The 24,636-nt window shown below is 71.5% G+C and carries 21 protein-coding genes; 6 read left to right on the top strand and 15 right to left on the bottom strand.

Translation table 11 applies throughout. From position 1 onward, the window contains the following. The gene (locus JYK17_RS00505) at positions 1-543 is read left to right on the top strand and encodes a COG4315 family predicted lipoprotein (protein WP_222809528.1); all 543 of its coding nucleotides are present in this window, start codon (positions 1-3) and stop codon (positions 541-543) included. Between the two features lie 212 nt (positions 544-755). On the opposite strand, the gene JYK17_RS00500 is transcribed toward JYK17_RS00505, so the two are convergent. After that, entirely contained in the window at positions 756-2,540 is a 1,785-nt protein-coding gene (locus JYK17_RS00500; RefSeq protein WP_222809527.1) for an ABC transporter ATP-binding protein, read from the bottom strand. Further along, the gene (locus tag JYK17_RS00495) at positions 2,537-4,513 is read right to left on the bottom strand and encodes an ABC transporter transmembrane domain-containing protein (RefSeq protein WP_108009581.1); all 1,977 of its coding nucleotides are present in this window, start codon (positions 4,511-4,513) and stop codon (positions 2,537-2,539) included. The genes JYK17_RS00500 and JYK17_RS00495 overlap by 4 nt, the downstream gene beginning before the upstream one ends. Positions 4,514-4,647: 134 nt before the next feature. Between JYK17_RS00495 and JYK17_RS00490 the strand changes: the two genes are divergently transcribed. Next, positions 4,648-5,385 (top strand): L,D-transpeptidase family protein, encoded by a 738-nt coding sequence (locus JYK17_RS00490; RefSeq protein ID WP_128803840.1) that lies wholly within the window; start codon positions 4,648-4,650, stop codon positions 5,383-5,385. Between the two features lie 115 nt (positions 5,386-5,500). Here the strand turns inward: JYK17_RS00490 and JYK17_RS00485 are convergent, their stop codons facing one another. Then, complete coding sequence (locus JYK17_RS00485; protein ID WP_128803841.1) at positions 5,501-5,956, bottom strand: MarR family winged helix-turn-helix transcriptional regulator; 456 nt, start codon at positions 5,954-5,956, stop codon at positions 5,501-5,503. A 118-nt stretch (positions 5,957-6,074) separates the two neighbouring features. Here JYK17_RS00485 and JYK17_RS00480 point away from each other — a divergent pair, with 118 nt between their 5' ends. Both JYK17_RS00480 and mltG read left to right on the top strand, forming a co-directional pair. Then, positions 6,075-7,877, top strand: a complete 1,803-nt coding sequence (locus tag JYK17_RS00480) for an ABC transporter ATP-binding protein (RefSeq protein WP_108009575.1) — start codon at positions 6,075-6,077, stop codon at positions 7,875-7,877. 43 nt (positions 7,878-7,920) lie between these two features. Continuing rightward, on the top strand, positions 7,921-8,766 hold the full coding sequence (gene mltG, locus JYK17_RS00475) for an endolytic transglycosylase MltG (RefSeq protein ID WP_108009573.1): 846 nt from the start codon (positions 7,921-7,923) through the stop codon (positions 8,764-8,766). Between the two features lie 18 nt (positions 8,767-8,784). On the opposite strand, the gene JYK17_RS00470 is transcribed toward mltG, so the two are convergent. Further along, entirely contained in the window at positions 8,785-9,882 is a 1,098-nt protein-coding gene (locus tag JYK17_RS00470; protein ID WP_108009571.1) for an NAD(P)-binding domain-containing protein, read from the bottom strand. An 85-nt stretch (positions 9,883-9,967) separates the two neighbouring features. On the opposite strand from JYK17_RS00470, the gene JYK17_RS00465 reads away from it, so the two are divergent. After that, the gene (locus tag JYK17_RS00465; RefSeq protein ID WP_108009569.1) at positions 9,968-10,390 is read left to right on the top strand and encodes a YjbQ family protein; all 423 of its coding nucleotides are present in this window, start codon (positions 9,968-9,970) and stop codon (positions 10,388-10,390) included. A gap of 60 nt (positions 10,391-10,450) precedes the next feature. Here the strand turns inward: JYK17_RS00465 and pntB are convergent, their stop codons facing one another. Together pntB and JYK17_RS00455 are read right to left on the bottom strand one after the other, a co-directional pair. Further along, a complete protein-coding gene (gene pntB, locus JYK17_RS00460; RefSeq protein WP_108009567.1) occupies positions 10,451-11,917 on the bottom strand; it encodes a Re/Si-specific NAD(P)(+) transhydrogenase subunit beta in 1,467 nt (488 codons plus the stop codon). A 6-nt stretch (positions 11,918-11,923) separates the two neighbouring features. Beyond that, positions 11,924-13,483, bottom strand: a complete 1,560-nt coding sequence (locus JYK17_RS00455) for a Re/Si-specific NAD(P)(+) transhydrogenase subunit alpha (protein ID WP_222809526.1) — start codon at positions 13,481-13,483, stop codon at positions 11,924-11,926. A gap of 291 nt (positions 13,484-13,774) precedes the next feature. On the opposite strand from JYK17_RS00455, the gene JYK17_RS00450 reads away from it, so the two are divergent. Continuing rightward, entirely contained in the window at positions 13,775-15,037 is a 1,263-nt protein-coding gene (locus JYK17_RS00450) for an MFS transporter (RefSeq protein ID WP_222809525.1), read from the top strand. Between the two features lie 3 nt (positions 15,038-15,040). Here the strand turns inward: JYK17_RS00450 and JYK17_RS00445 are convergent, their stop codons facing one another. Genes JYK17_RS00445 through JYK17_RS00405 form a run of 9 tightly spaced genes read right to left on the bottom strand, consistent with a single transcriptional unit; the run spans position 15,041 to position 24,631 of the window. Continuing rightward, positions 15,041-15,553, bottom strand: coding sequence for a hypothetical protein (locus tag JYK17_RS00445; protein WP_108009561.1), 513 nt, complete (start codon positions 15,551-15,553; stop codon positions 15,041-15,043). Between the two features lie 24 nt (positions 15,554-15,577). Next, complete coding sequence (locus JYK17_RS00440) at positions 15,578-16,756, bottom strand: lipid II:glycine glycyltransferase FemX (RefSeq protein ID WP_108009559.1); 1,179 nt, start codon at positions 16,754-16,756, stop codon at positions 15,578-15,580. A gap of 3 nt (positions 16,757-16,759) precedes the next feature. Then, positions 16,760-18,031, bottom strand: coding sequence for a nucleotide sugar dehydrogenase (locus tag JYK17_RS00435; RefSeq protein WP_128803847.1), 1,272 nt, complete (start codon positions 18,029-18,031; stop codon positions 16,760-16,762). 21 nt (positions 18,032-18,052) lie between these two features. Then, positions 18,053-19,123 carry a GNAT family N-acetyltransferase gene (locus tag JYK17_RS00430; RefSeq protein WP_128803848.1) on the bottom strand — a complete coding sequence of 357 codons (1,071 nt, stop codon included), beginning with the start codon at positions 19,121-19,123 and terminating at the stop codon, positions 18,053-18,055. A gap of 38 nt (positions 19,124-19,161) precedes the next feature. Beyond that, positions 19,162-20,133, bottom strand: coding sequence for a glycosyltransferase (locus JYK17_RS00425; RefSeq protein ID WP_108009553.1), 972 nt, complete (start codon positions 20,131-20,133; stop codon positions 19,162-19,164). Then, on the bottom strand, positions 20,130-20,795 hold the full coding sequence (locus JYK17_RS00420) for a sugar transferase (RefSeq protein ID WP_108009551.1): 666 nt from the start codon (positions 20,793-20,795) through the stop codon (positions 20,130-20,132). The genes JYK17_RS00425 and JYK17_RS00420 overlap by 4 nt, the downstream gene beginning before the upstream one ends. Then, positions 20,776-22,194 (bottom strand): hypothetical protein, encoded by a 1,419-nt coding sequence (locus JYK17_RS00415; protein WP_108009549.1) that lies wholly within the window; start codon positions 22,192-22,194, stop codon positions 20,776-20,778. The genes JYK17_RS00420 and JYK17_RS00415 overlap by 20 nt, the downstream gene beginning before the upstream one ends. Further along, positions 22,191-23,825 carry a lipid II flippase MurJ gene (locus JYK17_RS00410; RefSeq protein ID WP_108009547.1) on the bottom strand — a complete coding sequence of 545 codons (1,635 nt, stop codon included), beginning with the start codon at positions 23,823-23,825 and terminating at the stop codon, positions 22,191-22,193. The genes JYK17_RS00415 and JYK17_RS00410 overlap by 4 nt, the downstream gene beginning before the upstream one ends. Then, positions 23,822-24,631 (bottom strand): polysaccharide deacetylase family protein, encoded by an 810-nt coding sequence (locus JYK17_RS00405; protein WP_108009545.1) that lies wholly within the window; start codon positions 24,629-24,631, stop codon positions 23,822-23,824. Before JYK17_RS00405 ends, JYK17_RS00410 begins: the two co-directional genes overlap by 4 nt. Positions 24,632-24,636 lie beyond the last annotated feature (5 nt).

Raw genomic sequence — 24,636 nt, 5'->3', positions numbered from 1 at the left:
ATGAGCATCAGCAGGATCACCGTGGCCGGGTTCGCCCTCGCGTCGGCGCTGGCGCTGGCCGGATGTGGCAGCGGCAGTGGTAGCAGCAACTCAGGCAGCGGAAGCCAGGCCGGCAGTCCGGCCCCGGCCGTCATGGACACCTCGACGATCAAGGTCACCAGTTCGCCGCTCGGCAACATCCTCACCGACGGCAGCGGACGCACGCTGTACCTGTTCACCGAGGACGGCAAGAACACCAACTCGATGAACTGCGACGCGGCCTGCATCAGGCTCTGGCCGCACATGGAGGGAAAGCCGCACGCCGGCAAGGGGGCGCAGGCGAGCCTCATCGGCGCCACGAAGGGCGGGGGCAAGGCGCAGGTGACCTACGCCGGACACCCGTTGTACTACTACGCCAACGACCGGGCGTCCGGCGATGTGAAGGGGCAGGGCATCGACAAGATCTGGTATGTCATGAACGCCAAGGGCACGGCGATCAAGACGGCCGCCCCGGCGGCGAGCAGCACGGACAACGGCAACAGCAGCGGTGGTGGTGGCTACTGACCTGGTCGGGAGCGGCGGTACGGGAGACTCCGGGCGAGTCGGTCGACCCCGCCCAAGGCACGGCCCCGGATCGCGCCTCAGACTCGGCCGTCCGCCCCAGACCCGGACTGGGCCCCGGCCCCGCCCCGCTCCGGACCGCGCCCTCACCCAAGTCCCGGCCCCGGAGAACCTGACCCCACCCCACCCCACCTCACCCGCAATCCCAACCTCCCTCACCCGTGCCAAGACCGCCAAAGCGCCGCGTACGCGCCGCCATCCACCGTCACCAGTTCCTCGTGGCTGCCGAGTTCGACGATGCGGCCGTTCTCGACGACGGCGATGACGTCGGCGTCGTGGGCGGTGTGCAGGCGGTGGGCGATGGCGACCACTGTGCGGCCGTCGAGGACTCGGGCGAGGGAGCGTTCGAGGTGGCGGGCCGCACGGGGGTCGAGCAGGGAGGTCGCCTCGTCCAGGACCAGGGTGTGCGGGTCCGCCAGGACCAGACGGGCCAGTGCGATCTGCTGGGCCTGGGCCGGAGTGAGGGCGAGACCGCCCGAACCGACCTCGGTGTGCAGGCCGTCGTCCAGCGCCCGCGCCCAGCCGTCCGCGTCGACCGCGCCCAGTGCCGCCCAGAGCTCGGCGTCGGTCGCGGAGGTCCGGGCGAGCAGGAGGTTGTCGCGCAGGGAGCCCACGAAGACGTGGTGTTCCTGGTTGACGAGTGCCACGTGGGAGCGGACGCGTTCGGCGGGCATCCTGGACAGCTCGGCGCCGCCGAGGGTGATGTGGCCGTCGCGGGGTGCGTAGATACCGGCGAGGAGCCGGCCGAGCGTGGACTTGCCCGCGCCGGACGGCCCGACCAGCGCCAGCCGGGTGCCGGGCGCGACCCGCAGGGACACCGTGCGCAGCACGTCGACGCCCTCGCGGTAGCCGAAGTGCACCCGGTCCGCGTGCACGTCACGGCCGTCGGGGGCCACCGTGCGGTCCCCGGCGTCCGGCTCGATGTCGCGCACGCCGACCAGCCTGGCCAGTGACACCTGGGCCACCTGCAGCTCGTCGTACCAGCGCAGGATGAGGTTGACCGGGTCGACGAGCATCTGCGCGATGAGCGCGCCCGTGGTCAGCTGGCCCACCCCGATCCAGCCGTGCAGCACGAACACGCCGCCGATGATCAGGACCGAGCCGAGCACAGTCGCGTGGGTGAGGTTGATGACCGGGAAGAGCACGGAGCGCAGCCACAGCGTGTAGCGCTCCCAGGCAGTCCACTCCTTCACCCGGCGGTCCGACAGGCCGATGCGGCGTTCGCTCAGGCGGTGGGCCTCGACGGTGCGTCCGGCGTCGACGGTCTCGGCGAGGGCGGCGGCCACGGCGGCGTATCCGGCGGCCTCCGAACGGTAGGCGGACGGCGCCCGTTTGAAGTACCAGCGGCAGCCTGCCATCAGCAGTGGCACGGCGATCAGGACGGCGGGCGCCAGCGGCGGCACGGTGACGACGAGTCCGCCGAGCAGCAGCAGCGCCCACACCACGCCGATCGAAAGCTGCGGCACGGCCTCGCGCATGGCGTTGGCGAGCCGGTCGATGTCCGTGGTGATGCGAGACAGCAGGTCGCCGGTGCCGGCCCGTTCCAGGATGCCCGGCGGAAGCCCGACCGACCGTACGAGGAAGTCCTCGCGCAGGTCGGCCAGCATCCGCTCGCCGAGCATCGCTCCGCGCAGCCGTACCTGCTGTACGAACACGGCCTGGACGACCAGTGCGAGCGCGAACAGCGAGACGGTGAGCGGGAGATGAAGCTCGCGCGCATCGTCCGAGACCCGCTCGACGAGGTCGCCCAGCAGCCACGGACCGGCCATCGAGGCGATCACGGACACCGTGTTGACGGCCATCAGGACCAGAAAGGCCCGGCGATGCCGCCGGAACAGCTCGGTCACATAGGCGCGTACGGTCGCCGGGGCGCCGACGGGCAGGGTGTTCGCCGTCGTCGGGGCCGCCGGGTCGTACGCCGGTGGCGCCACGCCGATCATGCCGACTCCTCGATCTCTTGGAGTTCGTTACGGTGAAGTTCGTCCTGGTGCAGTTCGTCCCGGTGCAGTTCGTCTCCCCGGAGGTCATCTCCCCGGAGTGCATCTCCACGGAGTTCGCCTCCACAAAGTTCCTCTCCACGAAGTTCGCCCCCACGGAGTTGCTCCCCGGGGAGTCCGGCCCTCGGCAATTCGTCGAGGACACCGTTCAGGGCGGCCTCCTCGTCCGTCTCCCGGGTCACCACGGCCCGGTAGCGGGGCTCGCTGTGGACCAGTTCGCGGTGCACCCCGACCGCGGCGACCGCGCCCTCGTGCACCAGCACGACCTGGTCCGCGCGGTCGAGGAGGAGCGGCGAGGAGGTGAACACCACCGTCGTGCGCCCCTCCCGCAGATCGCGCACCCCCTGGGCGATTCGTGCTTCGGTGTGCGAGTCGACGGCCGAGGTCGGCTCGTCCAGGACGAGCACCTCGGGGTCGGTGATCAACGACCGGGCCAGGGCGAGCCGTTGGCGCTGCCCGCCGGACAGTGACCGCCCCCGCTCGGTGATCCGGGTGTCCATCGGGTCCTCGGCGTCCAACGACCCCTGTGCCAGCGCCTCCAGGACATCGGCGCACTGGGCGGCCGTGAGCGCGTCGCGCGCACTGACGCCACCCGAGGCGGGTACGTCGAGCAGCTCGCGCAGCGAACCGGACAGCAGCACCGGGTCCTTGTCCTGGACCAGCACCGCCGTGCGGGCCGTGTCCAACGGCAGTTCGTCGAGGGGCACCCCGCCCAGCAGTACGGAGGTGCTCCGCTCGGCGGGGTGTCCGCCCAGCCGTTCGGCGAGCAGGCCCGCCGCGTCCGGGTCACCGCACACCACGGCGGTGAACCGCCCGGCGGGGGCGAGTAGACCGGTGGCGGGATCGTACAGATCACCGCCGGGCACACCGGCCGACCGCCCACCGTCGAGGTCAGCGGTGCGCACCCCGCCCGCGTCCGTGGCCCGCTCCAGCGCCAGCACCCCCGCGGCCCGTCGCGCGGAGGGGCGCGAGAAGGAGTACGCCATGGCGATCTCCTCGAAGTGCCGCAGCGGATAGCTCAGGATCATCACCGAGCTGTAGACGGTGACCAGTTCGCCCACGGTGATACGGCCCTCGCGGGCCAGATGGACGCCGTACCAGACGATTGCGACCATCAGCAGACCCGGCAGCAGCACCTGGATCGCGGAGATCAGCGCCCACATGCGTGCGCTGCGCACGGCGGCGCGGCGGACCTCCTGGGAGGCGCTGCGGTAGCGGTCGAGGAACAGCTCCTCGCCGCCGATGCCGCGCAGCACCCGCAGACCGGCGACGGTGTCCGAGGCCAGTTCGGTGGCCCGCCCCGCCTTCTCGCGCTGGAAGTCGGCCCGCCGGGTCGCCCGCGGCAGCAGCGGCAGCGCGGCCAGCGCCACCACGGGCAGGCCCGCTGCGACGACCACGCCGAGCGCCGGCTGGTAGACGACCAGGGCCACGCAGACCAGCACGACGGTCAGGGCTGCCGCGGTGAACCGGGAGACGGCCTCCACGAACCAGCCGATCTTCTCCACGTCACCGGTGGAGACGGTGACGACCTCGCCGGCCGCGACGCGCCGGGTCAGCGCCGAGCCCAGCAGGGCGGCCTTGCGGGCGAGCAGTTGCTGGGTGCGGGCGGCGGCCGTGATCCAGTTGGTGACCGCGGCACGGTGCAAGTACGTGTCGCCCAGAGCGATGCCGACCGCGGCAAGGGCCAACAGGCCGCCCGCGAGGGCGAGTCGGCTGCCCGAGCGGTCGACCGCCGCCTGGACGGCCGCGCCGACGCAGAACGGCAGCGCGCAGACGGAGGTGAAGTGCAGCAGCCCCCAGACCAGCGCCTTGACCTGGCCGCCCGGCTGATTGCGCGCCAGCCACCACAGGAACCGGGGACCCGAGCGCGCGTCCGGGGTGCCCGGGTCGGCGTACGGAAGGTCTTGAATCTGCATGACGACGGACGTCCCAGGGGCTCGTGTCAGGGGTGAGGAGGACAGCCGCGAACGGCGGCAGCAAACCGTGAAAGGTTCGCCTCGCAGCGTGGTCGGAAGCAAACGGTTTTCCGCGCGCGGTACAGAATGGGGCGATGCGAAAGAACGGTGCATCTCGTACGGCGGTCGCTGTGGCGTCCCTGGCAACCCTGTTGGCGTCACTGTCCGCCTGCGGCGGCACACATCAGAGCGACGGAGGCGACAAGGACGCCTCGGCCAGCGGGTCTTCCGCGCACCGGCCCGCCGTCGGCAGTACCCGCATCCCCGGCGTCGGTGACCGTCTGTACCGGCGGATCCCCGCCGACACCGGTCAGGTCGTGGCGGTCTACGGCGCCGGCAGGGACTCCGCGCGGTCCACCGCCGTGCTCTACACCCGGCACGGCAAGTCCTGGAGGCGGCAGGGCAGTTGGCCCGCGCACAACGGCAAGAAGGGCTGGACCACCCACCATCACGAGGACGATCGCCGCAGCCCGGTCGGCGTGTTCACCCTCACCGACGCGGGCGGCGTCCTCGCCGACCCCGGCACCCGGCTGCCGTACACCCGCGACGCGTCGTTCGCGGCCCCGCGCTGGTGGGCGAAGTCGCACTGGCACGACTTCGACTACGTCATCGCCATCGACTACAACCGCCTCAAGGGCACCCCGCCCGACGATCCGACCCGTCCTCAGGGCGACGCGAAGGGCGGCAGCATCTGGCTGCACCTGGACCACGGCAGCGGTACGTCGGCCTGCATCAGCCTCTCCGAGGCGGCGATGCAGTACCTGCTGCGAACGCTCGATCCACACCAGCATCCGGTGGTGGTGATGGGGGACAGGGCGAACCTGAAGGCGTAGGTGCCGGGCAGCGAACGCGTCCTGCACCCGGCGGGCTCACCCAGAACCGCGACGCTCACCGAGGCGACCCCCGCCCCAGACGTCGCCCGACCGCCCCAGACGTCGCCCAACCGCCTCAGCAGCGCCCCGTCGGTTCCGGCGCCCCGTCCACCAGTACGTCCAGCAGCCCGCCGAGGACCGTGCGCTGCTCCTCCGTGAGGGGTGCGAGCACCTCCTCGGCGGCCGCTCTGCGGGCCGCGAACACCGCGCGTACGGCCTTGTGCCCGTCCTCGGTGAGCTCGATCCGGATCACCCGGCGGTTGGTCGGGTCGGGTACACGGCGCACCTTGCCGTTCGCCTCCAGGCCGTCCACCAGAGTGGTCACGGCGCGGGGGACGACCTCCAGGCGTTCGGCGAGGTCCGCCATGCGCGGCGGCGCGTCGTACTGCGCCAGCATGCGCAGCAGCCGGGACTGGGCCGGTGTGGCACCCAGGCCCGCCCGTTCGATGTGGCGTTTCTGGATGCGGTGCATGCGCCGAGTGAACCGCAGCAGTTGCTCGGCGAGCAGGCTGTCGGGATCCGGGGTCGTCATGCGGGAACAATATCAGGACCTAGTTCATTGTGAGCATAGGTAACAATGAGCTAAGCTCCGCAAGTCGGTGCCGCACCGGATGCGCGCCGACGTTCGTCCTCCCATCCCGTAGGAGCCCATGAACCCCGATCGAGAACCCCGCTGGACACCGCCTGCCGACGCCAAGGAACAGCCGCGGCAGGTGCGTCGCATCCTCAAGCTCTTCCGTCCCTACCGCGCCCGCCTCGCCGTTGTCGGCCTGCTGGTCGGCGCCGCATCACTGGTCTCCGTGGCCACGCCCTTCCTGCTGAAGGCCGTCCTCGACGTCGCCATCCCGCAGGGCCGCACCGGACTGCTCAGCCTGCTCGCGCTGGGCATGATCCTCAGCGCCGTCCTGACCAGCATCTTCGGCGTCCTGCAGACCCTGATCTCCACGACCGTCGGCCAGCGCGTCATGCACGACCTGCGCACCGCCGTCTACGGCCGCCTGCAGCGCATGTCGCTCGCGTTCTTCACCCGCACCCGCACCGGCGAGGTGCAGTCCCGCATCGCCAACGACATCGGCGGCATGCAGGCCACGGTCACCTCCACCGCCACCTCCCTGGTCTCCAATCTGACCAGCGTGGTCGCCACCATCGTCGCGATGATCGCCCTCGACTGGCGGCTGACCGTCGTCTCGCTTCTGCTGCTCCCGGTCTTCGTGTGGGTCAGCCGCCGCGTCGGCAACGAACGCAAGAAGATCACCACCCAGCGCCAGAAGCAGATGGCCGCGATGGCGGCGACCGTCACCGAGTCGCTCTCCGTCAGCGGCATCCTGCTCGGCCGCACCATGGGCCGCTCCGACTCCCTCACGAGGTCCTTCGCCGAGGAGTCCGAGGACCTGGTCGACCTCGAGGTGCGCTCGAACATGGCAGGCCGCTGGCGCATGGCCGTCATCACGATCGTCATGGCCGCCATGCCGGCCGTCATCTACTGGACCGCGGGCATCGCCCTGCAGATGGGCGGCCCGCAGGTCTCGATCGGCACGATCGTCGCCTTCGTCTCGCTCCAGCAGGGCCTGTTCCGCCCGACGGTCAGCCTGCTGTCGACCGGCGTCCAGATCCAGACCTCGCTCGCCCTCTTCCAGCGCATCTTCGAATACCTCGACCTGCCGATCGACATCACCGAGCGGGACAACCCCGTCCACCTCGACCAGATCAAGGGCGAAGTCCGCTTCGAGGACGTCGAGTTCCGCTACGACGACAAGGGCGGGCCGATCCTCGACGGCATCGACGTCACCGTCCCGGCCGGCAGCAGCCTCGCGGTCGTCGGCCCCACCGGCGCCGGAAAGTCCACGCTCGGCTACCTCGTCCCGAGGCTCTACGACGTCACCGGCGGCCGCGTCACCCTCGACGGCATCGACGTGCGCGACCTCGACTTCGACACCCTCGCCCGCGCGGTCGGCGTCGTCTCCCAGGAGACGTACCTCTTCCACGCCTCGGTCGCCGAGAACCTGCGCTTCGCCAAGCCGGGCGCCACCGACGAGGAACTGCGCACGGCCGCCAAGGCGGCACAGATCCACGACCACATCGCGTCCCTGCCCGACGGCTACGACACGGTCGTCGGCGAGCGCGGCCACCGCTTCTCCGGCGGTGAGAAGCAGCGCCTGGCCATCGCCCGCACCATCCTGCGCGACCCGCCGGTCCTGATTCTCGACGAGGCGACCAGCGCCCTGGACAACCGCACCGAGGCAGCCGTCCAGGACGCGATCGACGCCCTGTCGGCCAACCGCACCACGCTCACCATCGCGCACCGCCTGTCGACCATCCGTGGCGCCGACCAGATCGCGGTCCTCGACTCCGGGAGCGTGGTCGAGCGCGGCACGCACGAGGAACTGCTGGATCTGGACGGGCGGTACGCGGCCCTCGTACGCCGGGATGCCCAACTGAAGCCGACGAGCTGAAGATATGCCGGGTTTGTGGCGTTATGCGGGTTACCGTGCCCGCATGCAGAAGAACACTCCGCCACGGAGCACGATTCGACTGACGCGGCGCGGCAAGCTCGTCCTCGTCGTGACCGGGGCCGTCGTGGCCGGCACCGTCGTGGCGGTGCCGCTGTGGATGATCCGAAGCGGCGAGGTCGCGCGGCCCGCGTCCCTGGTGATCCCCGAGGGCTGGCGCGCGAGCCAGATCTACGCCGCCGTGGACAAGGCCCTCACCCTGCCCGCGGGCAGCACCAAGAACTCGGTGGCCAAAGCCCACCTGAAGCTGCCCAAGGACGCCGAGGGCAACCCCGAGGGCTACCTCTTCCCGGCGACCTACCCGGTCCCCGAGAAGGCGACCCCCGAGTCCCTGCTGACGGCCATGGTCCGCACCGCCGACAGGAAGTTCAACGGCGCCCCGGTCGCGGCAGGCGCGCAGCGCAACGCCATGAACGTCTACCAGGCGGTCACCGTCGCGAGCATCGTGCAGGCCGAGGCCGCCTCGAAGGCCGACATGGGCAAGGTGGCCCGGGTCGTCTTCAACCGGCTGGAACGCGGGATGCCGCTGCAGATGGACTCCACCCTCAACTACGCCCTCAACCGCACGACGCTGAAGACGACCAGCGGCGACACCAAGGTCGACAGCCCCTACAACTCCTACCGGCGCATGGGCCTGCCGCCGACGCCGATCGACAACCCGGGCGAGGACGCGATGCGCGCCGCGATCAGCCCGACGCCGGGCGACTGGCTGTACTTCGTCACCGTCAAGCCGGGCGACACCCGCTTCACCGCCGACTTCGCCCAGCACCAGCGCAACGTGGCCGAGTTCAACGCCGGGCAGAAGAAGCCGTCGCCGTCGCCGTCCGCGTGAGCCCGGCCCGGCGGGTCGTCACGCGGCGGCAGGCTCCTGCTCGGTGGGCACGGCCTTCTCGGCGAGCAGCCGCCGGATGTCCCGTACGGCGGCACGGCCCGCCCGGTTGGCGCCGATGGTGCTGGCCGACGGGCCGTAGCCGACGAGATGGATCCGCGGGTCGGCGACGGCCCGGGTGCCCTCGACGCGGATGCCTCCGCCCGGCTCGCGCAGCCGCAGCGGCGCCAGGTGGTCGATCGCGGCGCGGAAGCCGGTCGCCCACAGGATGACGTCGGCGTCGACGTGCCGCCCGTCGTTCCAGGCCACCCCGTCCGGCGTGATCCGGTCGAACATGGGCTGCCGGTCGAGGACGCCGTCCGCGAGGCCCCGCCGGATTGCGTCGTTCAGCGGCAGCCCGGTCACCGAGACGACGCTCTGGGGCGGCAGCCCCTGCCGTACCCGCTCCTCCACCAGCGCGACCGCGGCCCGGCCGAACTCCTCGGTGAACGGACCCTCGCGGTAGACGGGCGGCCGCCGGGTGACCCAGGTCGTGGCGGCCGCGAGCGGGGCGATCTCCAGCAGATGCTGGGTGCCGGAGGCGCCGCCGCCCACCACGATCACCCGCTGGCCCGCGAACGCCTCGGGCCCGGGGTACCGCGCCGTGTGCAACTGCCGCCCCCGGAAGGTCTCCTGACCGGGATAGCGCGGCCAGAACGGCCGGTCCCAGGTGCCGGTCGCATTGATCAGCGCCCGCGTCGACCAGTCGCCGTCCGAGGTCTCGACGAGCAGACGCCCGCCCGAGCCCTCCCGCACCGCACGCACCTCGACGGGCCGCCGCACCCGCAGATCGAAGGTGCGCTCGTACGTGGCGAAGTACTCGGCGATGACCTCGGAGGACGGCCGCGCCGGATCGGCGTCCGTCAGCTCCATGCCGGGCAGCGAGTGCATCCCGTGGACCTTGCCGTACGTCAGTGACGGCCACCGGAACTGCCAGGCGCCGCCCGGACCGGGGGAGTGGTCGAGGACCACGAAGTCGCGCTCCGGCTCGAAACCGGTGCGCCGCAGGTGATAGGCGCCGGACAGCCCGGCCTGCCCGGCGCCTACGACGACTGCCTCGACCTCGCGCGTGTTGTTCACGCTTCTACCAACTCGGCCGCGGCCGCGGATCTTCCCCAGCACTCCTCTGCCCTCGGGAACGGTCCGCATGGGTCAGGATGGAGACATGTCCGATGCCTTCACCACGCGCGTGCTGAACGTTTCCACCGGCTCCGGCGAGCGGGTCGTCGACCTGACCCGCGACTGCGAGGCCTTCCTGCGGGAGGCGGCCGCCGGCCGTGACGGCCTGCTCAACGTGTTCGTGCCGCACGCCACCGCCGGTATCGCGGTCATCGAGACCGGCGCCGGCAGCGACGACGACCTCCTCGCCACCCTGCACACCCTCCTCCCCGCCGACGACCGCTGGCAGCACCGCCACGGCAGCCCCGGCCACGGGCGCGACCACGTCCTCCCGGCCATCGTCCCGCCCCACGCCACCCTGCCGGTGATCGGCGGACGGCTGGAGTTGGGCACCTGGCAGTCCGTCTGCCTCGTCGACACGAACAAGGACAACCCGGACCGCACGGTGCGGCTGTCGTTCCTGGCGTGAGCAAGGCCGTTAGGTGCGAGCCTCAGCGCCCCTCCAGAGCTTCGCCGTCCCCCCAAAGCCTCAGCGTCCCGCAAACGTCGTCTGGCGCCCCGCCGATGACTCCCCGTGGCCGCCGTCGGAGCCGAGCGCGTGCAGGATCGCCTCCACGCTCTGCTTGGCGTCGCCGAAGAGCATGCTGCTGTTCTCGCGGAAGAACAGGGGGTTCTGTACGCCCGCGTAGCCGGAGGCCATCGAGCGCTTGAAGACGATGACCTGCTCCGACTCCCAGACGCGCAGGACCGGCATACCGGCGATCGGGCTGCTCGGGTCGTCCATGGCGGCCGGGTTGACGGTGTCGTTCGCGCCGATGACCAGCACGACGGAGGTGTCGGCGAAGTCGTCGTTGATCTCGTCCATCTCCAGGACGATGTCGTAGGGCACCTTCGCCTCGGCGAGCAGCACGTTCATATGGCCGGGCAGCCGGCCGGCGACCGGGTGGACGCCGAACCGGACCTCGACGCCCCGCTCGCGCAGCCGCCGCGTGAGCTCCGCGACCGGGTGCTGGGCCTGGGCGACCGCCATGCCGTAACCGGGGGTGATGATCACCGAGCGGGCCTGGGCGAGCAGTTCGGCCGCCTCCGCGGCGCGCACCTCGCGATGCTCGCCCTCCTCCTCCTGGCCGCCGGACGGCGCCTCGATGCCGAAGCCGCCCGCGATGACGGAGAGGAAGGAGCGGTTCATGGCCTTGCACATGATGTACGACAGATAGGCGCCGGAGGAGCCGACCAGCGCGCCGGTGACGATGAGCAGGTTGTTGTTGAGCAGGAAGCCGGCCGCGGCGGCCGCCCAGCCCGAGTAGCTGTTCAGCATGGAGACGACCACGGGCATGTCGCCGCCGCCGATCGAGGCGACCAGATGCCAGCCCAGCGCCAGTGCCAGCACGGTCACGGCGATCATCAGCGGCAGGTCAGGACTGATCGTGAACCAGACGGTCAGCGCGACGAACGCGACGAGCGCGCCGATGTTGAGCGCGTTCTTGCCGGGCAGCATCAGCGGACGGGACTTGATGCGGGCGGACAGCTTCAGGAACGCGACGATCGAGCCGGTGAAGGTGACCGCGCCGATGAAGATGCCGATGAACACCTCGGCGTGGTGGATGCCCAGCAGGTCGGCGCCGATCCTGGTCTGAGCGTCGCCGTGCGACTCCACCTCCAGGTAGCTGTTCCAGCCCACCAGCACCGCGGCGAGGCCGACGAAACTGTGCAGCACCGCGATCAGTTCGGGCATCTGCGTCATCTCGACCCGGCGGGCGCGCCACAGCCCGACCGCCGCACCGACCGCGGTGGCGACCAGGATCAGTGCCACCGCACCGGCGCTGATGCTCTGCGCGGCCACCACGATCGTGGCGATCAGCGCGAGGGCCATGCCGCCGATGCCGTAGACGACGCCGGCGCGGGAGGTGCGGTGCTGGGACAGGCCGGCCAGGCTGAGGATGAACAGCAGGGCGGCGACCAGGTCGGCCGCGTGGGAGGCCGTCGTGGAGGTCATCTCGGCTCAGCCTTTCGAGAACATGGACAGCATGCGGCGGGTGACGGCGAAACCTCCGAAGACGTTGACGCTCGTCAGCAGGATCGCCACGCAGGACAGTGCGGTGACGAGGTTGTTCTCGTGCCCGATCTGCAGCAGGGCGCCGATCACGACGATTCCGGAGATCGCGTTGGTCACCGACATCAACGGCGTGTGCAGCGCGTGGTGCACCTTTCCGATGACGTAGTAGCCGATCACCACCGCCAGCGCGAACACCGTGAAGTCCTCGGCGAGTTGGGCCGGAGCGAACGCGACAAGCAGGAACATCGCGAGCATCCCCAGCCCGATCAGGCCGAAGCGGAGCGCGGGCGTGAGCCTCGGCCGCTCGGGCTCGGTCTCCACGGGTGCCGCCTCCGCCGTCTGCGCGACGGGCGCGGCCGAGACCGGGACGGGCGGTGGCGGCCAGGTGATCTCGCCGCCGCGCACCACGGTGACGGCCCGCTGCACGACGTCGTCGAAATCGACGGTCAGCCTGCCGTCCTTGCCGGGGGTGAGCAGCTTGACCAGGTTCGCCAGGTTGGTGCCGAAGAGCTGCGAGGCCTGGGCGGGCAGCCGGGAGGCGAGGTCGGTGTAGCCGATGATGGTCACGCCGTTGCCGGTGACCACCGTGCGGCCCGCCACCGTGCCCTCCACATTGCCGCCCATCGCGGCGGCCATGTCGACGATGACGCTGCCCGGTTTCATCGCCGCCACGTCGGCGGCCGTCAGCAGCCGCGGCGCCGGCCGGCCCGGGATCAGCGCCGTGGTGACGACGATGTCCACGTCCTGGGCCTGCTCGTGGTAGAGCTCGGCGGCGGCGCGGTCGTAGTCGGCGGAGGTCGCCTTGGCGTAGCCGTCGGTGCTCGCCTCCTGAACTACGTCCACCGGCAGGTACTCGCCGCCCAGCGACCTCACCTGGTCGGCGACCTCGGGGCGCGGGTCGGTGGCGCGCACGACGGCGCCGAGGGAGGACGCGGCGCCGATCGCCGCGAGCCCGGCGACGCCCGCGCCGGCGACGAGGACCTTGGCCGGGGGGACCTTGCCGGCCGCGGTGACCTGGCCGGTGAAGAACCTGCCGAAGACATGCGCGGCCTCGATGACCGCCCGGTACCCGGCGATGTTCGCCATCGAGGACAGCACATCCATCGACTGGGCCCGCGAGATGCGCGGCACCGCGTCCAGCGCCAACGCGGTCACCCCGGCCCGCGACAGCTCCTGCAGCAGTTCGGGATTCTGCGCGGGTGCGAGGAGGCCGGCGACGGTCGCGCCCTCCCGCAGCCGGGTGATCTCGGAGCCGGTGGGGGCGTTCACCTTCAGAACGACATCCGCGTCCCAGGCATCGCCGATCCGGGCGCCGGCCTCGACGTACGCCTGGTCGTCGAAGCCCGAGGCCTCACCGGCGCCGGTCTCGACGACGGCTTCGTAGCCGAGCTTCAGCAGCAGCCGCACCGTCGCGGGGGTCGCCGCGACGCGCGTCTCCCCGGAGGCCGACTCGGCGACCACGCCGATGAGCTGCGGAGGGTGGTGCGAGGATGCATCAGCCGACATGTCCGTATCTCTCGTCAGAGGAAGGTCCCAGGAGGACTGGCGCTCGCGAAAGTCGTACGACGTCCTTCTGCTTTGATCGCTGGAACCTACCCGCGGGGAGAGTGCGGGCCAACGTGATGTGCTTCACCTTGCGCAATCGGACGACAGCGCTCCGCGCGCAAGGGGGTGGGAGGTGCCTGCGCCAACTGGGTGCCGGTTTTAGACAATTGTGGTGTGCACTTTGCCGGTCTTTGCATTGTCGGCCGCTCGGCCCGCCCCTAGCGTGATCTTCGAAGCCGTGGGAGGGCGTGCATGCTGAAAACCGTCCGTGAACAGGCAACAGGTCTCACCAAGGACCAGCGCAACGCCTTCTTCGCCGCCTATCTGGGCTGGGCGATGGACGCCTTCGACTACTTCCTCGTCGTCCTCGTCTACAGCGAGATCGCCGACGACTTCGACGTCTCCCTGACCGACATGGCCTTCCTGACCACCGCGACGCTCGTGATGCGGCCGGTCGGTGCCCTGCTCTTCGGCATGTGGGCGGACCGCAAGGGCCGCCGCGTCCCGCTCATGGTCGACGTGATCTTCTACTCCATCGTCGGCTTCGCCTGCGCCTTCGCCCCCAACTACACGGTGCTGCTGGTGCTGCGCCTGCTCTACGGCATCGGCATGGGCGGCGAATGGGGCCTGGGCGCGGCGCTCGCCATGGAGAAGATCCCGGCCGAGCGGCGCGGCTTCTGGTCCGGCCTGCTGCAGAGCGGCTACTCGCTGGGCTATCTGCTCGCCGCCGTGGCCTTCTTCGGCATCGAGCCCGCCTTCGGCTGGCGCGGACTGTTCGCCTTCAGCCTGATCCCCGCCCTGGTCGCCCTGTGGGTGCGAACCCGGGTCGAGGAGAGCGAGGTGTGGGAGAAGACCGTCAAGGCCAACCGCACCCCCGCCTACCAGGTCTTCAAGAACCCGGCGGTGCTCAAGCGCTTCGTCTACCTCGTGGCGCTCATGACCGCCTTCAACTGGATGTCCCACGGCACCCAGGACGTCTACCCGACCTTCGTCAAGAAGGGCCTGGGACTGTCCCCGGACACCTCCATCGCCATCGCGGTGGTCTACAACATCGGTGCCATCATCGGCGGCGCCCTGCTCGGCGCCCTGTCCGAACAGCTGGGACGCCGCCGTACGATCATGATCGCCGCGGTCGGCGGCCTGGTGATCGTGCCCTTCTTCACCCTGTCCTCGATGGTGGGCTGGCTGATGCTGTCCTCCTTCCTGATGCAGGTGTGCGTCCAGGGAGCCTGGGGCGTCATCCCCGCACCTCTGACGGAGATGAGCCCGGACGCGATCCGCGGCTTCTACCCGGGCGTCACCTACCAGCTCGGCAACCTGATCGCCGCCCTCAACCTGCCCATCCAGGAAGCCATCGCCGACCACCACGGCTACCCGGCGGCGATGACCTGGACCGTGGTGCCCGCCTTCGCGTTGGTGATCGTGCTCAGCGCGGTCGGCAAGGAGGCCAAGGGCATCCGCTTCGGCAGCACGGGCACACAGGCACCGAGCACGGCGAAGGCCGACACGGCCTGATCCCTACGGAGCGAACAACGGCCCCTTGATCACGGGCCGTCCACGCGGTGGGCTGAGTTCGGCCGTGACATCGCCGGTGATCCGGTCCATCTCCGCGTCGACCTCGTCCGCCGGCGCGCCCTTGCCGCCGACCCACACATCGAGATGACCCTCGACCCCGGCCGGTGTCCTGCCGGCACCGCTGTCCTCGACGATCACGTACCGCCGGATGCCCGGCAGATAGAACCGGGTTCCGGGCGGCCACTCCATCGTGGCGCCGCTGCCCGGGACCGCCGCCGTGATCGGGTCGTCGTAAGTGCCGTTCCCCCCGGCCGACTTGTGCAGGACCGGGCAGCAGATGGTCGACGACCGGGCGGGGGAGTTGTCGTGATAGGCGTAGCCGGTCAGATAGACCCGCAGCATCCGATGCGCGAGCGACGGCGAGGCGGACGGCCCCGGCGTGTCCGGCATCTTCGCGGCCGGGGGCGCGCACGACATCAGCAGCGCCGCGGCCAGGGCGGGCAGGGCGCATCTCATGACTGCGTACGGTCGGTGCAACGGCTAACCCCTCTGCCCGTGCTGCGATCGAGAACTGCCGAAAACCTTCGGCGCGGTGCGCCGCTCCGCGCCACCACGCATCAGCCGCCGTGCCGCGTTCACGAGCAGCCGACCGCCGGAGCCGGAGCCGCGCAACCAGTCGTATGCGTTCCGCAGCAGACGTGAGGAGATCAGCTCGACCGCCTGCGGATAGCGGAACGGCTCACCGCCGAAGGACAGTTTGTACCTCGCGGGTCCGGTGAGTCGTGCCGCGAGGTCGTCCGCGCCCCGGCGGATCGGATCGACCAGGTCGGCGGGAAGGCCCCCGAAGTCGAAGTCCCGGTAACCGTGGCGCTTGGCCCAGACGATGGCGTGCCAGTCGGCCTGCCGTACGACATCGGCCCGGCGCACCTCGGCGTCCCCGCGCATCCCGACCAGGCGGCCGGTGAGCGTTCCCGCGCAGCCGGTGCACAGGATCATGGCGGCGGGAACGCCCTTCAGCTCCGCCACGAACATCCGCACATGCCCGTCGCGGGCCAACTCCCGGTACAGCACGCGGAGATAGCCCAGTGACAACGGCTCGAAGCGATGGTGTGCCGCCGACTCGGCCAGCAGCCCGGCGGCGAGCGGGAGGTCGTCCTCGCCGCCCGCGCGGACGGTGATGCCGCGGCGCGCCGCACCGCGGATGCTGCGGCGGTTGCTCGGCCGGATCCGGGCGAGGACGTCCTTCAGGTCGCCCGTCAGATCGACCCGGACCGAGGCGGCGGGGCTCACCCCTGCCGTGGACGGCCTGAACCCCCGCCCCAGCAGGTGCGCGGCGACGTCGTCCGCGCCGTACGGCGGCTGCACGAACAGGCCTGCGAGCCCATGGCCGAGCCTGGTGAGCTCGTCGCCGACGGCCTCTACGGCGGCGATCTGCGCCGGGCCGGGTGCGATCAGCGGGCCGTGGGAGACGTAGCCCACCGTCCCCAGCAGTGGCAGTGCGCGCTGCAGCACGAGCGCACCGCCGACGAGCCGTCCGGCGTGCCGGGCCAGCACATACCGGGGCGTGTATCCGGCCTCCCGCCGCACCGCGGCCCACGCCGACAGCTGGGCGACATCGCCGCCCCGCGTCCCGTCGACCAGCCGGTCCCAGTCCGCGAGGACCTCCGGGGGCGGCCGCGACGACACGGTCACCGACACCTCACCTCGCCCGTCCGGCATGGTTCACAACCCCTCGGCGGAGGCGGCTCGCAGCCGGTTGCGGGTGTCGAGGACCCGCCCCGCGTGCCGCTCGACCACCCTCCAGTCGATGGCGTCGTGGTCGGTCAGGACGACCACCAGGTCCGCCGAGGCGAGTTGAGCGTCGTCGCAGGGCACCATCGTGATGCCCTCGGGCACGTCGGCAGGGGCGATCAGCGGATCGACTGCCCTCAACTCCGCGCCCAGCGAGGCGAGTTGACGGGCGACCGCGAGTGCCGGGGACTTGCGGGCGTCACGGGAGTTGGGCTTGTACGTCAGCCCGAGAAGAAGCACCGAGCTGCCGTTGACCGCCTTGCGCCGGCGGTTGAGACACTGGGTCGCCCGGGAGACGACGTAGTCGGGCATACGGTCGTTGACGTCATTGGCGAGTTCGACGAACCGGAAGCCGGAACCCAGCGACCGCCGTGCCTGCCAGGACAGATAGGACGGGTCGATGGGCAGGCAGTGACCGCCGACACCGGGGCCCGGGGTGAAGCGCATGAACCCGAAGGGCTTGGTGCCGGCCGCGTCGAGCACCGACCAGACGTCGACCCCGGCCGCCCGGCAGTACATCGCGAGTTCGTTGACCAGAGCGACGTTGACGTGCCGGAAGGTGTTCTCCAGCAGTTTCGCCAACTCGGCCTCGCGCGGCCCCGGCACCGGGACCACCACGTCCACAAGAGCGCCGTAGAACTCACCGACCGCACGCAGCGAGTCCTCGTCCACACCTGACACGATCTTCGGCGTGTTGGCCAGGTGCCAGGACGGGTTGCCGGGGTCGATGCGTTCGGGGCTGTATCCCAGCCGGAAGTCGCGGCCCGCCCTCAGCGCGCCACCGCCCTCCAGCAGGGGCCGGAACACCTCCTCGGTGGTTCCGGGATACGTCGTGGACTCCAGGACCACCAGAGCGCCGGGGCGCAGGTGCCCGGACAAGGTGCGTGCCGCCTGCTCGACATGGGTGAGGTCGGGTGCCCCGTCCCGCAGGGGCGTCGGTACGCACACCACGGCGACGTCGAAGCCGCGGAGGTGCGCGGGGTCGCAGGTGGGCCGGTAGCGGCCCGTGGCCAACGCCCCGGCGACGGAGGCGGGGCCGATGTCCTCGATGAACGACTCGCCGCGTGCCAGCAGGTCGACCCGGGCCTTGTCGACGTCGAATCCCACGACGTCGAAACCGGCTTGGACCGCTCGCATGGTCAGAGGCAGTCCCACGTAGCCCTGCCCCAGGACCGCGACCCTGCGGCCGTGTGCGCTGTGCATGGATGCTCCCCTGACGCCGGCTCAGCAGAAGTAGCGGTAGAGCAGTGCGCCCGCTCTGGCCGTGATGTCGTCGGGCACCGTGTCCTCGGTCAGCAGGTCCGTGAGGTCCCGCAGCAGCCGGCCCGTCCCGGCGTCCGTGCCGTGCGCCGGGCGCGCCTGCCAGGTCCCGATGCGCCTCTCCACGCAGCCCCAGCGGCGCTTGTAGGCGACCAGCCCGGGTTGGTCCAGGTCGGACAGGCCCCAGTCCAGAAGGGTCAGGTGCCGCTGCACCGCCCACTGGATCGCGGACCAGGCGATGGCCTCGTTCGGCCGGACGGTCAGCCTGTCCATGTCCGAGGCGGAGTACTTGTAGTAGAGGACGTCGTTCCAGACCAGATAGACGGCTCCGGCCACGATCTCGTCGTCGACGTACGCCAGGAACGTCACCACACCGTCGCCCGGGGCGAACTCCTCCCACACGCGGTCCAGGAAGCCGAGCGGCTGGGCCAGCATGCGGTACTTCCGCTTGCGCAGGCCCACATGGAGCCGGTGGAAGGCGTGCACGGCCCACCGTTCGGTACTCGCCAGCACCCGTACACCCCGGCGCCGCCCCAGCCGGATGTTGCGACGGACGCCGCGCGAGAAGCGGTCCGACACGGCGTCCAGGGGACCGGAGAGCGGAGTCCCGTGCCATGCGGCCTCCCCGACCCGGACCATGCCCGGATCGCGCGACACCGGCGAGCCGTCGAAACACCGCACGCTGAACGGCACAACCGAGCCGAGGCAGTCACGCGCGAGCCTTCGCCACAGGTCGCCGGAGTCGCACAGCGGCTCGGCGCGATCGCTGAACGGCAGGCTGACCGCCCGCCTGCCACGGAGGTCGTCCACGACGGCCCAGGCAAAGCCCGCCACCGGCGCCCCCGCTCCGTCCACGGCGATGCGCGCCTCGGGAGTGAAGCCGTACGTTCCGCACACCGCGCTGAGCCACGGCGGCGAGGTGAACACGCTGCCCGCCTGCGATGCGGCCAGCCGCAGCCAGCGGGCGTCGGTGCGCGGGTCGACCGGCACGATGTCGTGGACGGTCGTGCGGTCGTGGGCGGATGCGCTGCTCATCTGTCCGGTCCCCCATTTCGTCGTCCGGTGATGTGAGGTCAGGCGAGTGCGAAAGCGGGCGCCTCCTTGTCCCTCACCACCCGCTTCGTGGCCGAGGCGAGCAGCTGCTCGACCGTCAGGTCGTCGGCGTCGGCGTGCAGGGCGAGGCCGCGGCGGACCAACTCCTCGGCGAGCTGCGCCTGATGGTCGTCGACGGCCTCCCCGTGGCGCCGGGTGCGCGGGACGAGCACCGGGAAGCGCCCTGCCCCGAGAACGGCGAGCGCCGAACCGGCACCGGCGTGACTGACCACGACGTCGGCCCGCGAGACGGCGCGGATCAGTTCGCGTGCGGGCAGGAACGGAGTGGCCCGCAGAGGCAGTTCGGCCACCGGGGTACCACCGGTCTGCCACAGCACCTCGACCACCCGGCCCGTCCGCCGCTCCAACGGGCCTCCCGGCGCGAGCAGTTGCCACAGACGCGTGAACAGCCGACGGAAGGGATACTCCGTGGCGGTGCCCACGGTCACCACCACCCGCAGCGGATCTCCCGTACCGCCCGCGGCCGGTACGGCACGGTAGCTGTCGAGGACGCTGCCCCCGTAGCGCCAACTGCCGTCGCTCCACTGCGGATACTGGGTGTAGGTGCGCACTCCGGGCACCCGGTGCAGAACCCGGCCGGTCAGCGAGGGACCCACGACCCGTGCCGCGCTCTCGATGTAGTGGCACCGCACACCCCGCGCCGCCAGATACGGCAGATACGCCAGGGCCAGCCCCGACCCGGTCGAATAGGCACGGGTGATACGGCGTCCGGCGTGCAGCCGGACGGCCCGGGGCAGGGTGCGGACGACGCCCGAGACGCTCCGCGGCCCCATGTACGGCACATACATGACGTCGCGGCCGGACAGCAGCGACCTGCTCTGCTCGTTGTCGTGCGTGACCCAGACCGCCGCCCCGTCCACCGGCAGCCGGTCCGCGAGTTCGGCGAGCTGGGCCAGATGTCCGCCCGTCGTCGCCACGAAAAGAGTCGTCATCGGGCGCCGTCCCCCCTCAGCAGCGCGGGACCGGTGCGCAGCAGAATGCTCAGATCCGTGCGCAGGGACCGGCTCTGCACGTAGGCGACGTCGAGGCGGAGCATGTCCAGGGTGCTCAGCCTGCTGCGGCCGCTGACCTGCCACAGGCCGGTGATCCCGGGCGGAACGCTGAACCGCGGCCGAAACTCGGGCGGGAACATCTCCGCCTCCCAGAGCAGACAGGGACGCGGACCCACCAGGGCCATGTCCCCGCGCAGCACATTGAGCAGCTGCGGCAGCTCGTCGAGGCTGGTCCTGCGCAGCACAGCCCCCAGGCGCGTCACCCGCACATCGCGGTCCGGCTTGAAGCTGCCGCGCTCGGGCAGCCGCTCGCCGCTCAACTCGCCCGCGATCTGCTCCCGTTCACCCTGCTCACGCGCGCCCACGCGCATGGAGCGGAACTTGTACATGACGAACGGCTCGCCGAACCGGCCCACCCGCGGCTGGCGGAACAGCGCGGGCCCGGGGCTGCCGATCCGTACCGCCGCCGCGATCGCAAGCATGGGAACGGCCAGCACCACCAGCAGGACCGTGGTCAGCACGAGGTCCAGCGCCCGGTGCGCCGCACGCGCGGGCCCGCGCGCCCGTCGCACGGCGCCGTCCTCAAGCGGGTTGTCGGTCACGTGAGCGTCCCATCACGAGAGCGAGCAGCGGGAAGAGGAGATCTCCGGTGCCGCGCACCGTCAGATGCGGATCGAGGACCGTGAGGACGAGCAGCACCCACCACAGGATCTCCAGCGCGGACGCGCACCCGCCCCCGACACCCGGTACGAGGCGGTCGCGGCGCACCGCCCGCAGCACCTCGACGGAGAGCCAGATGAAGGCGACGAGCAGCGGTATGCCGCCGATCCACAGGAAGTACAGATAGCCGGACTCCAGATAGATCACCTCGCGCCAGGTCTCCGGGGCGTTGAGCACCGGGTTCGGCGCCACTCCCAGGACGATGTGCGTGAGGTCGAAGCGCGGTAGGAAGAAGTTCGACAGGTTGTCCCACCGCCCCAGCCAGCTCTCGGGCACCCCCGAGCCGGAGAACTCGCCCACCCGGCGCAGGAACGCGGGAGCCCCGACCACCGCGGCCACCGCCACCAGAGGCGTCGCCCGCAGCGCCGGCCGGCGCAGCTCCGGCATCCGCCACAGCAGCAGGCCGAGCGCCACGACCGCGGCGATCCAGGTGGAGAACTCCCCGGCCGCGGGCACACCGGCGCACAGCACGATGCCCAGCACCAGGCTCTCCTTGCGGCCGAACAGCGCCCGCCGGTGACAGCAGAGCAGCAGCACCAGCGCGATCACCACGACATCACCGGTCGACAGCGGAGAGCCCAGCGTGGCACCGCCCCGGTCGCCGACCTCGCCCGCGGACTCGTCGGGTGCGTAGAACCGGTGCAGCACACCGATCACCGGGCCCACATGCAGGGTCTGCAGCAGGGCGATCAGCGCGACGACGGCCCCCGACCGGACCATCAGCCGTACCAACAGGGCACACTGATGCTCCGTCAACACCGTGTGCCGGACCAGGAGATAGAGCGCGACCAGCTTGCACACCGGCAGCAGCGAGGCCACGTCGAGGGAGGTCGGCCACGCACCCCGCACCAGTACGGACGTCACCGGCCACACCGTGGAGAACAGCAGAAACCCGGCGAGGGCCAGATCGACCCGGGTGAAGGACATCGGGGAACGCGCCCCGCCGAGAAACCGGTACCAGCCGCCGACCGAGGCGCCGACCAGGACGATCGACAGCAGCGCCTCATTGGGACGCAGCAGCGGAATGAGCGTGTTGCGGTCGATGCCGGCGACGAGACACACCGTCGACACATACACATACGTGCCGACGGCCGGACGCCAGGCCACGACGGCGATCAGGGCGCACAGCGCGAGAGCGCCCAGCACCGTCCAGCCCAGCACCGGGTCCGCCGCGGACGCGACCAGGCTCACCCCGAACGCGACCGACGCGGCACCCGGCACCAGAACCGCCCGGCGCAGACGTGCGGGCCCGGCGGCCCGGTTCGCCTCGACGCCGCTCATTGCGTCCCCACCCCGATCCGCGGCATCACGAGCCGCATCACGGCGGCATACGCGACCAGGGCGACCGGCCCGATGACCAACAGCATCCCGAGCGTCCCCGCCGGGGCGGGGTCGACGGCGGCGAGCACCCACCGGCCGGCCAGAGCGAGCGGAACCAGCGTGACCGCGCCGACCGCAGCGGCCCACACCAGGGGTGCGCCGAGCAGCGGTTCGGGGCTCAGCGCCGTACGCAGTCGCGCCAGCACGACCGCGGCCGCCGTGCCCTCCGACAGCAGTACGGCGCCGGTGAGCAGGAGCGGACGGTGGGCGCCGTCGACCGCCGGAGACACCGCGCACATGACCAGGACGGCCACCAGCGCGCAGGCGCTCGCCCGCGCCGGAACCCTGTGCTCCAGCCGCGCGAACAGCGCCTGCCGTCCCACGTCGTGCAGCCCGCCCACCAGCTGGGCGACCGCCACGATCAGCAGACAGCCCGCGAACCGGCCGAGCAGCAGCCCCTGTTCGCCTTCGAACCAGAACAGCAGGCCGGCGGTCGGCCGCGCGAAGACCGCCAGCAGGACCAGCGCGGGCAGGGCCGCCGCCACCGTGTGGAACAGGGCCGAGTGCCAGGCCGCCGCGAACCCCCGCCTGCTCGACCGGCCGGCGACGGCGGACAGCAGCGGCAGCACGACCATCGAGACCGCGCGCGGCCCGAGATAGGACAGCGCGGCGAACAGCTGGTAGGCCACCTGCATGAGCAGCACCCCGCCCGGCACCGTGGTCGCCGCGAGGAGCATCGCGCCCAGCCCGGTGGACGGAAACGCGGCCACACCGACCGAGCGGCGCAGCCGCCGGGCGGCCGCCAGCGCGTCCACGTCCCCCTTCAGACCCGGCCTCGGCCGCACCCGCAGCCCCGCCCGCGCGGCACCGGTCACCTGGATCGCGGCATGGGCGGCGACAGCTGCCGTGGACCCGGTCCCGACCACCACGACGAAGCCGACCGGCGCGCTCTGCAGCTGCCGCACCGGCCCGAACCACCCGTCCGCCAGCAGCACACCGGCGACGACAACGGCGTTCTCCACGGCCGGAGCGGCCGCCGCGAGCGCGAAACGGCCCCGTGCCTGTTGCGCCGCGACGCCCAGCGCGGCCACCACATAGAGCACGATCTGCGGGGCGACCAGGATCACCAGCAGCGTCAGCGACCGATGGACCTGTGCCGCCCGCTGGCCGTGGACACCCAGGCTGAGCAGCCTCGCGACCAGGGGCGATGCACAGGCCAGGGCGAGCGCGCAGAAGGCGGCGGCGAGCAGCAGACGAGCGCTGATGCGCCCCAGGACCTCGACGGCACGGACTTGTCCCGCGTCCGCCCCGACCCGTACCAGGACGGGGATGACGGTCATCATCACCAGCGAGCCCGCGACGACCGTGAACACCAGGTTGGGCACGACCAGCGCGGTCTGGACCCCGTTGGCGAGCAGGGTGGGCCCGAGGGTGGCGCCCAGGACGAGCACACGTACCAGCCCCCCGACCCGGCTGGCCAGCGTCCAGCCGGACACGACGAGCGAACGGCGGGCCGTGCCGTCCTCGGCGGGCGCCGCGGCGGACCTCAGGGCTTGGCCGCCGTCCGCCGTGCCCCCGCCGGCACACCTCACGTCCCCCCTCGCGCGACCACCCGGCGGACGGCATGCCGCAGCCGCCAGGCCCGCCCCGCCGCGCGGGACAACAGCCGGTAGGACAGGGAGAGTTTGAACCGGAACACGAGTAGCGAGTCCGTGCCCGAGACGCCGATCCGGTCCACCGCGAACCGGCCGCCCCGGCGGGCGACCGCGAAAGCCGCCAGATAGCCCGCCTCGGCCACCGCCCGCCGGGAGGCCTCGTCCCAGGTCCCGTACGGGTAGGCGAACGTTCTCGGTGCACCGCCGGTGACCGTGGCCAGCAGGTCGCGGGCCCCCGTGACATGCGGCGCCAGGTCCGCCGCGCTCAGCCCCCGCAGTCGGGTGTGGTCGTGCCCGTGCACACCGATCTCGACGCCCGCCCGGGCCAGTTCGCGCACCTGCTGGGCATCGAGCAGCCGCTCGGAGCCGTAGACGGCGTGGGACGACCAGGTCACCCGGCCGCCGAGGAGTCCCGCGGGGACGTACAGGACCGCCGGGACGCCCGCCGCGGCCAGGAGCGGCGCGGCTATCCTCAGGACCGACTCGTGTGCGTCGTCGATCGTGAGCAGATACGAGCGCCGCGGCGTCAAAGCGCCGTCGAGTGCGGCGAGATACTCGTCCAGCGTCAGCGCCCGCCAGCCGTGCCCCCGCAACCATCGCAACTGCTCGGCCAGCGCCTCCGGGCGGACGAACAGCCCGGCCGGATCCGCCCCGGCGGGCACGTCGCCGAAGAAGTGGTACATCAGGACGCGCGGCGCGCGCCGGCCGACCGCGCGAGGACGGGGCGTCCCGGACCGGCTCATGGCGT

The organism is Streptomyces plumbidurans (assembly GCF_019857225.1).
Lineage (GTDB): Bacteria > Actinomycetota > Actinomycetes > Streptomycetales > Streptomycetaceae > Streptomyces > Streptomyces plumbidurans.
Note: the sequence above shows the minus strand (reverse complement) of the source record. Positions and strands in the feature narration are given on the sequence as shown.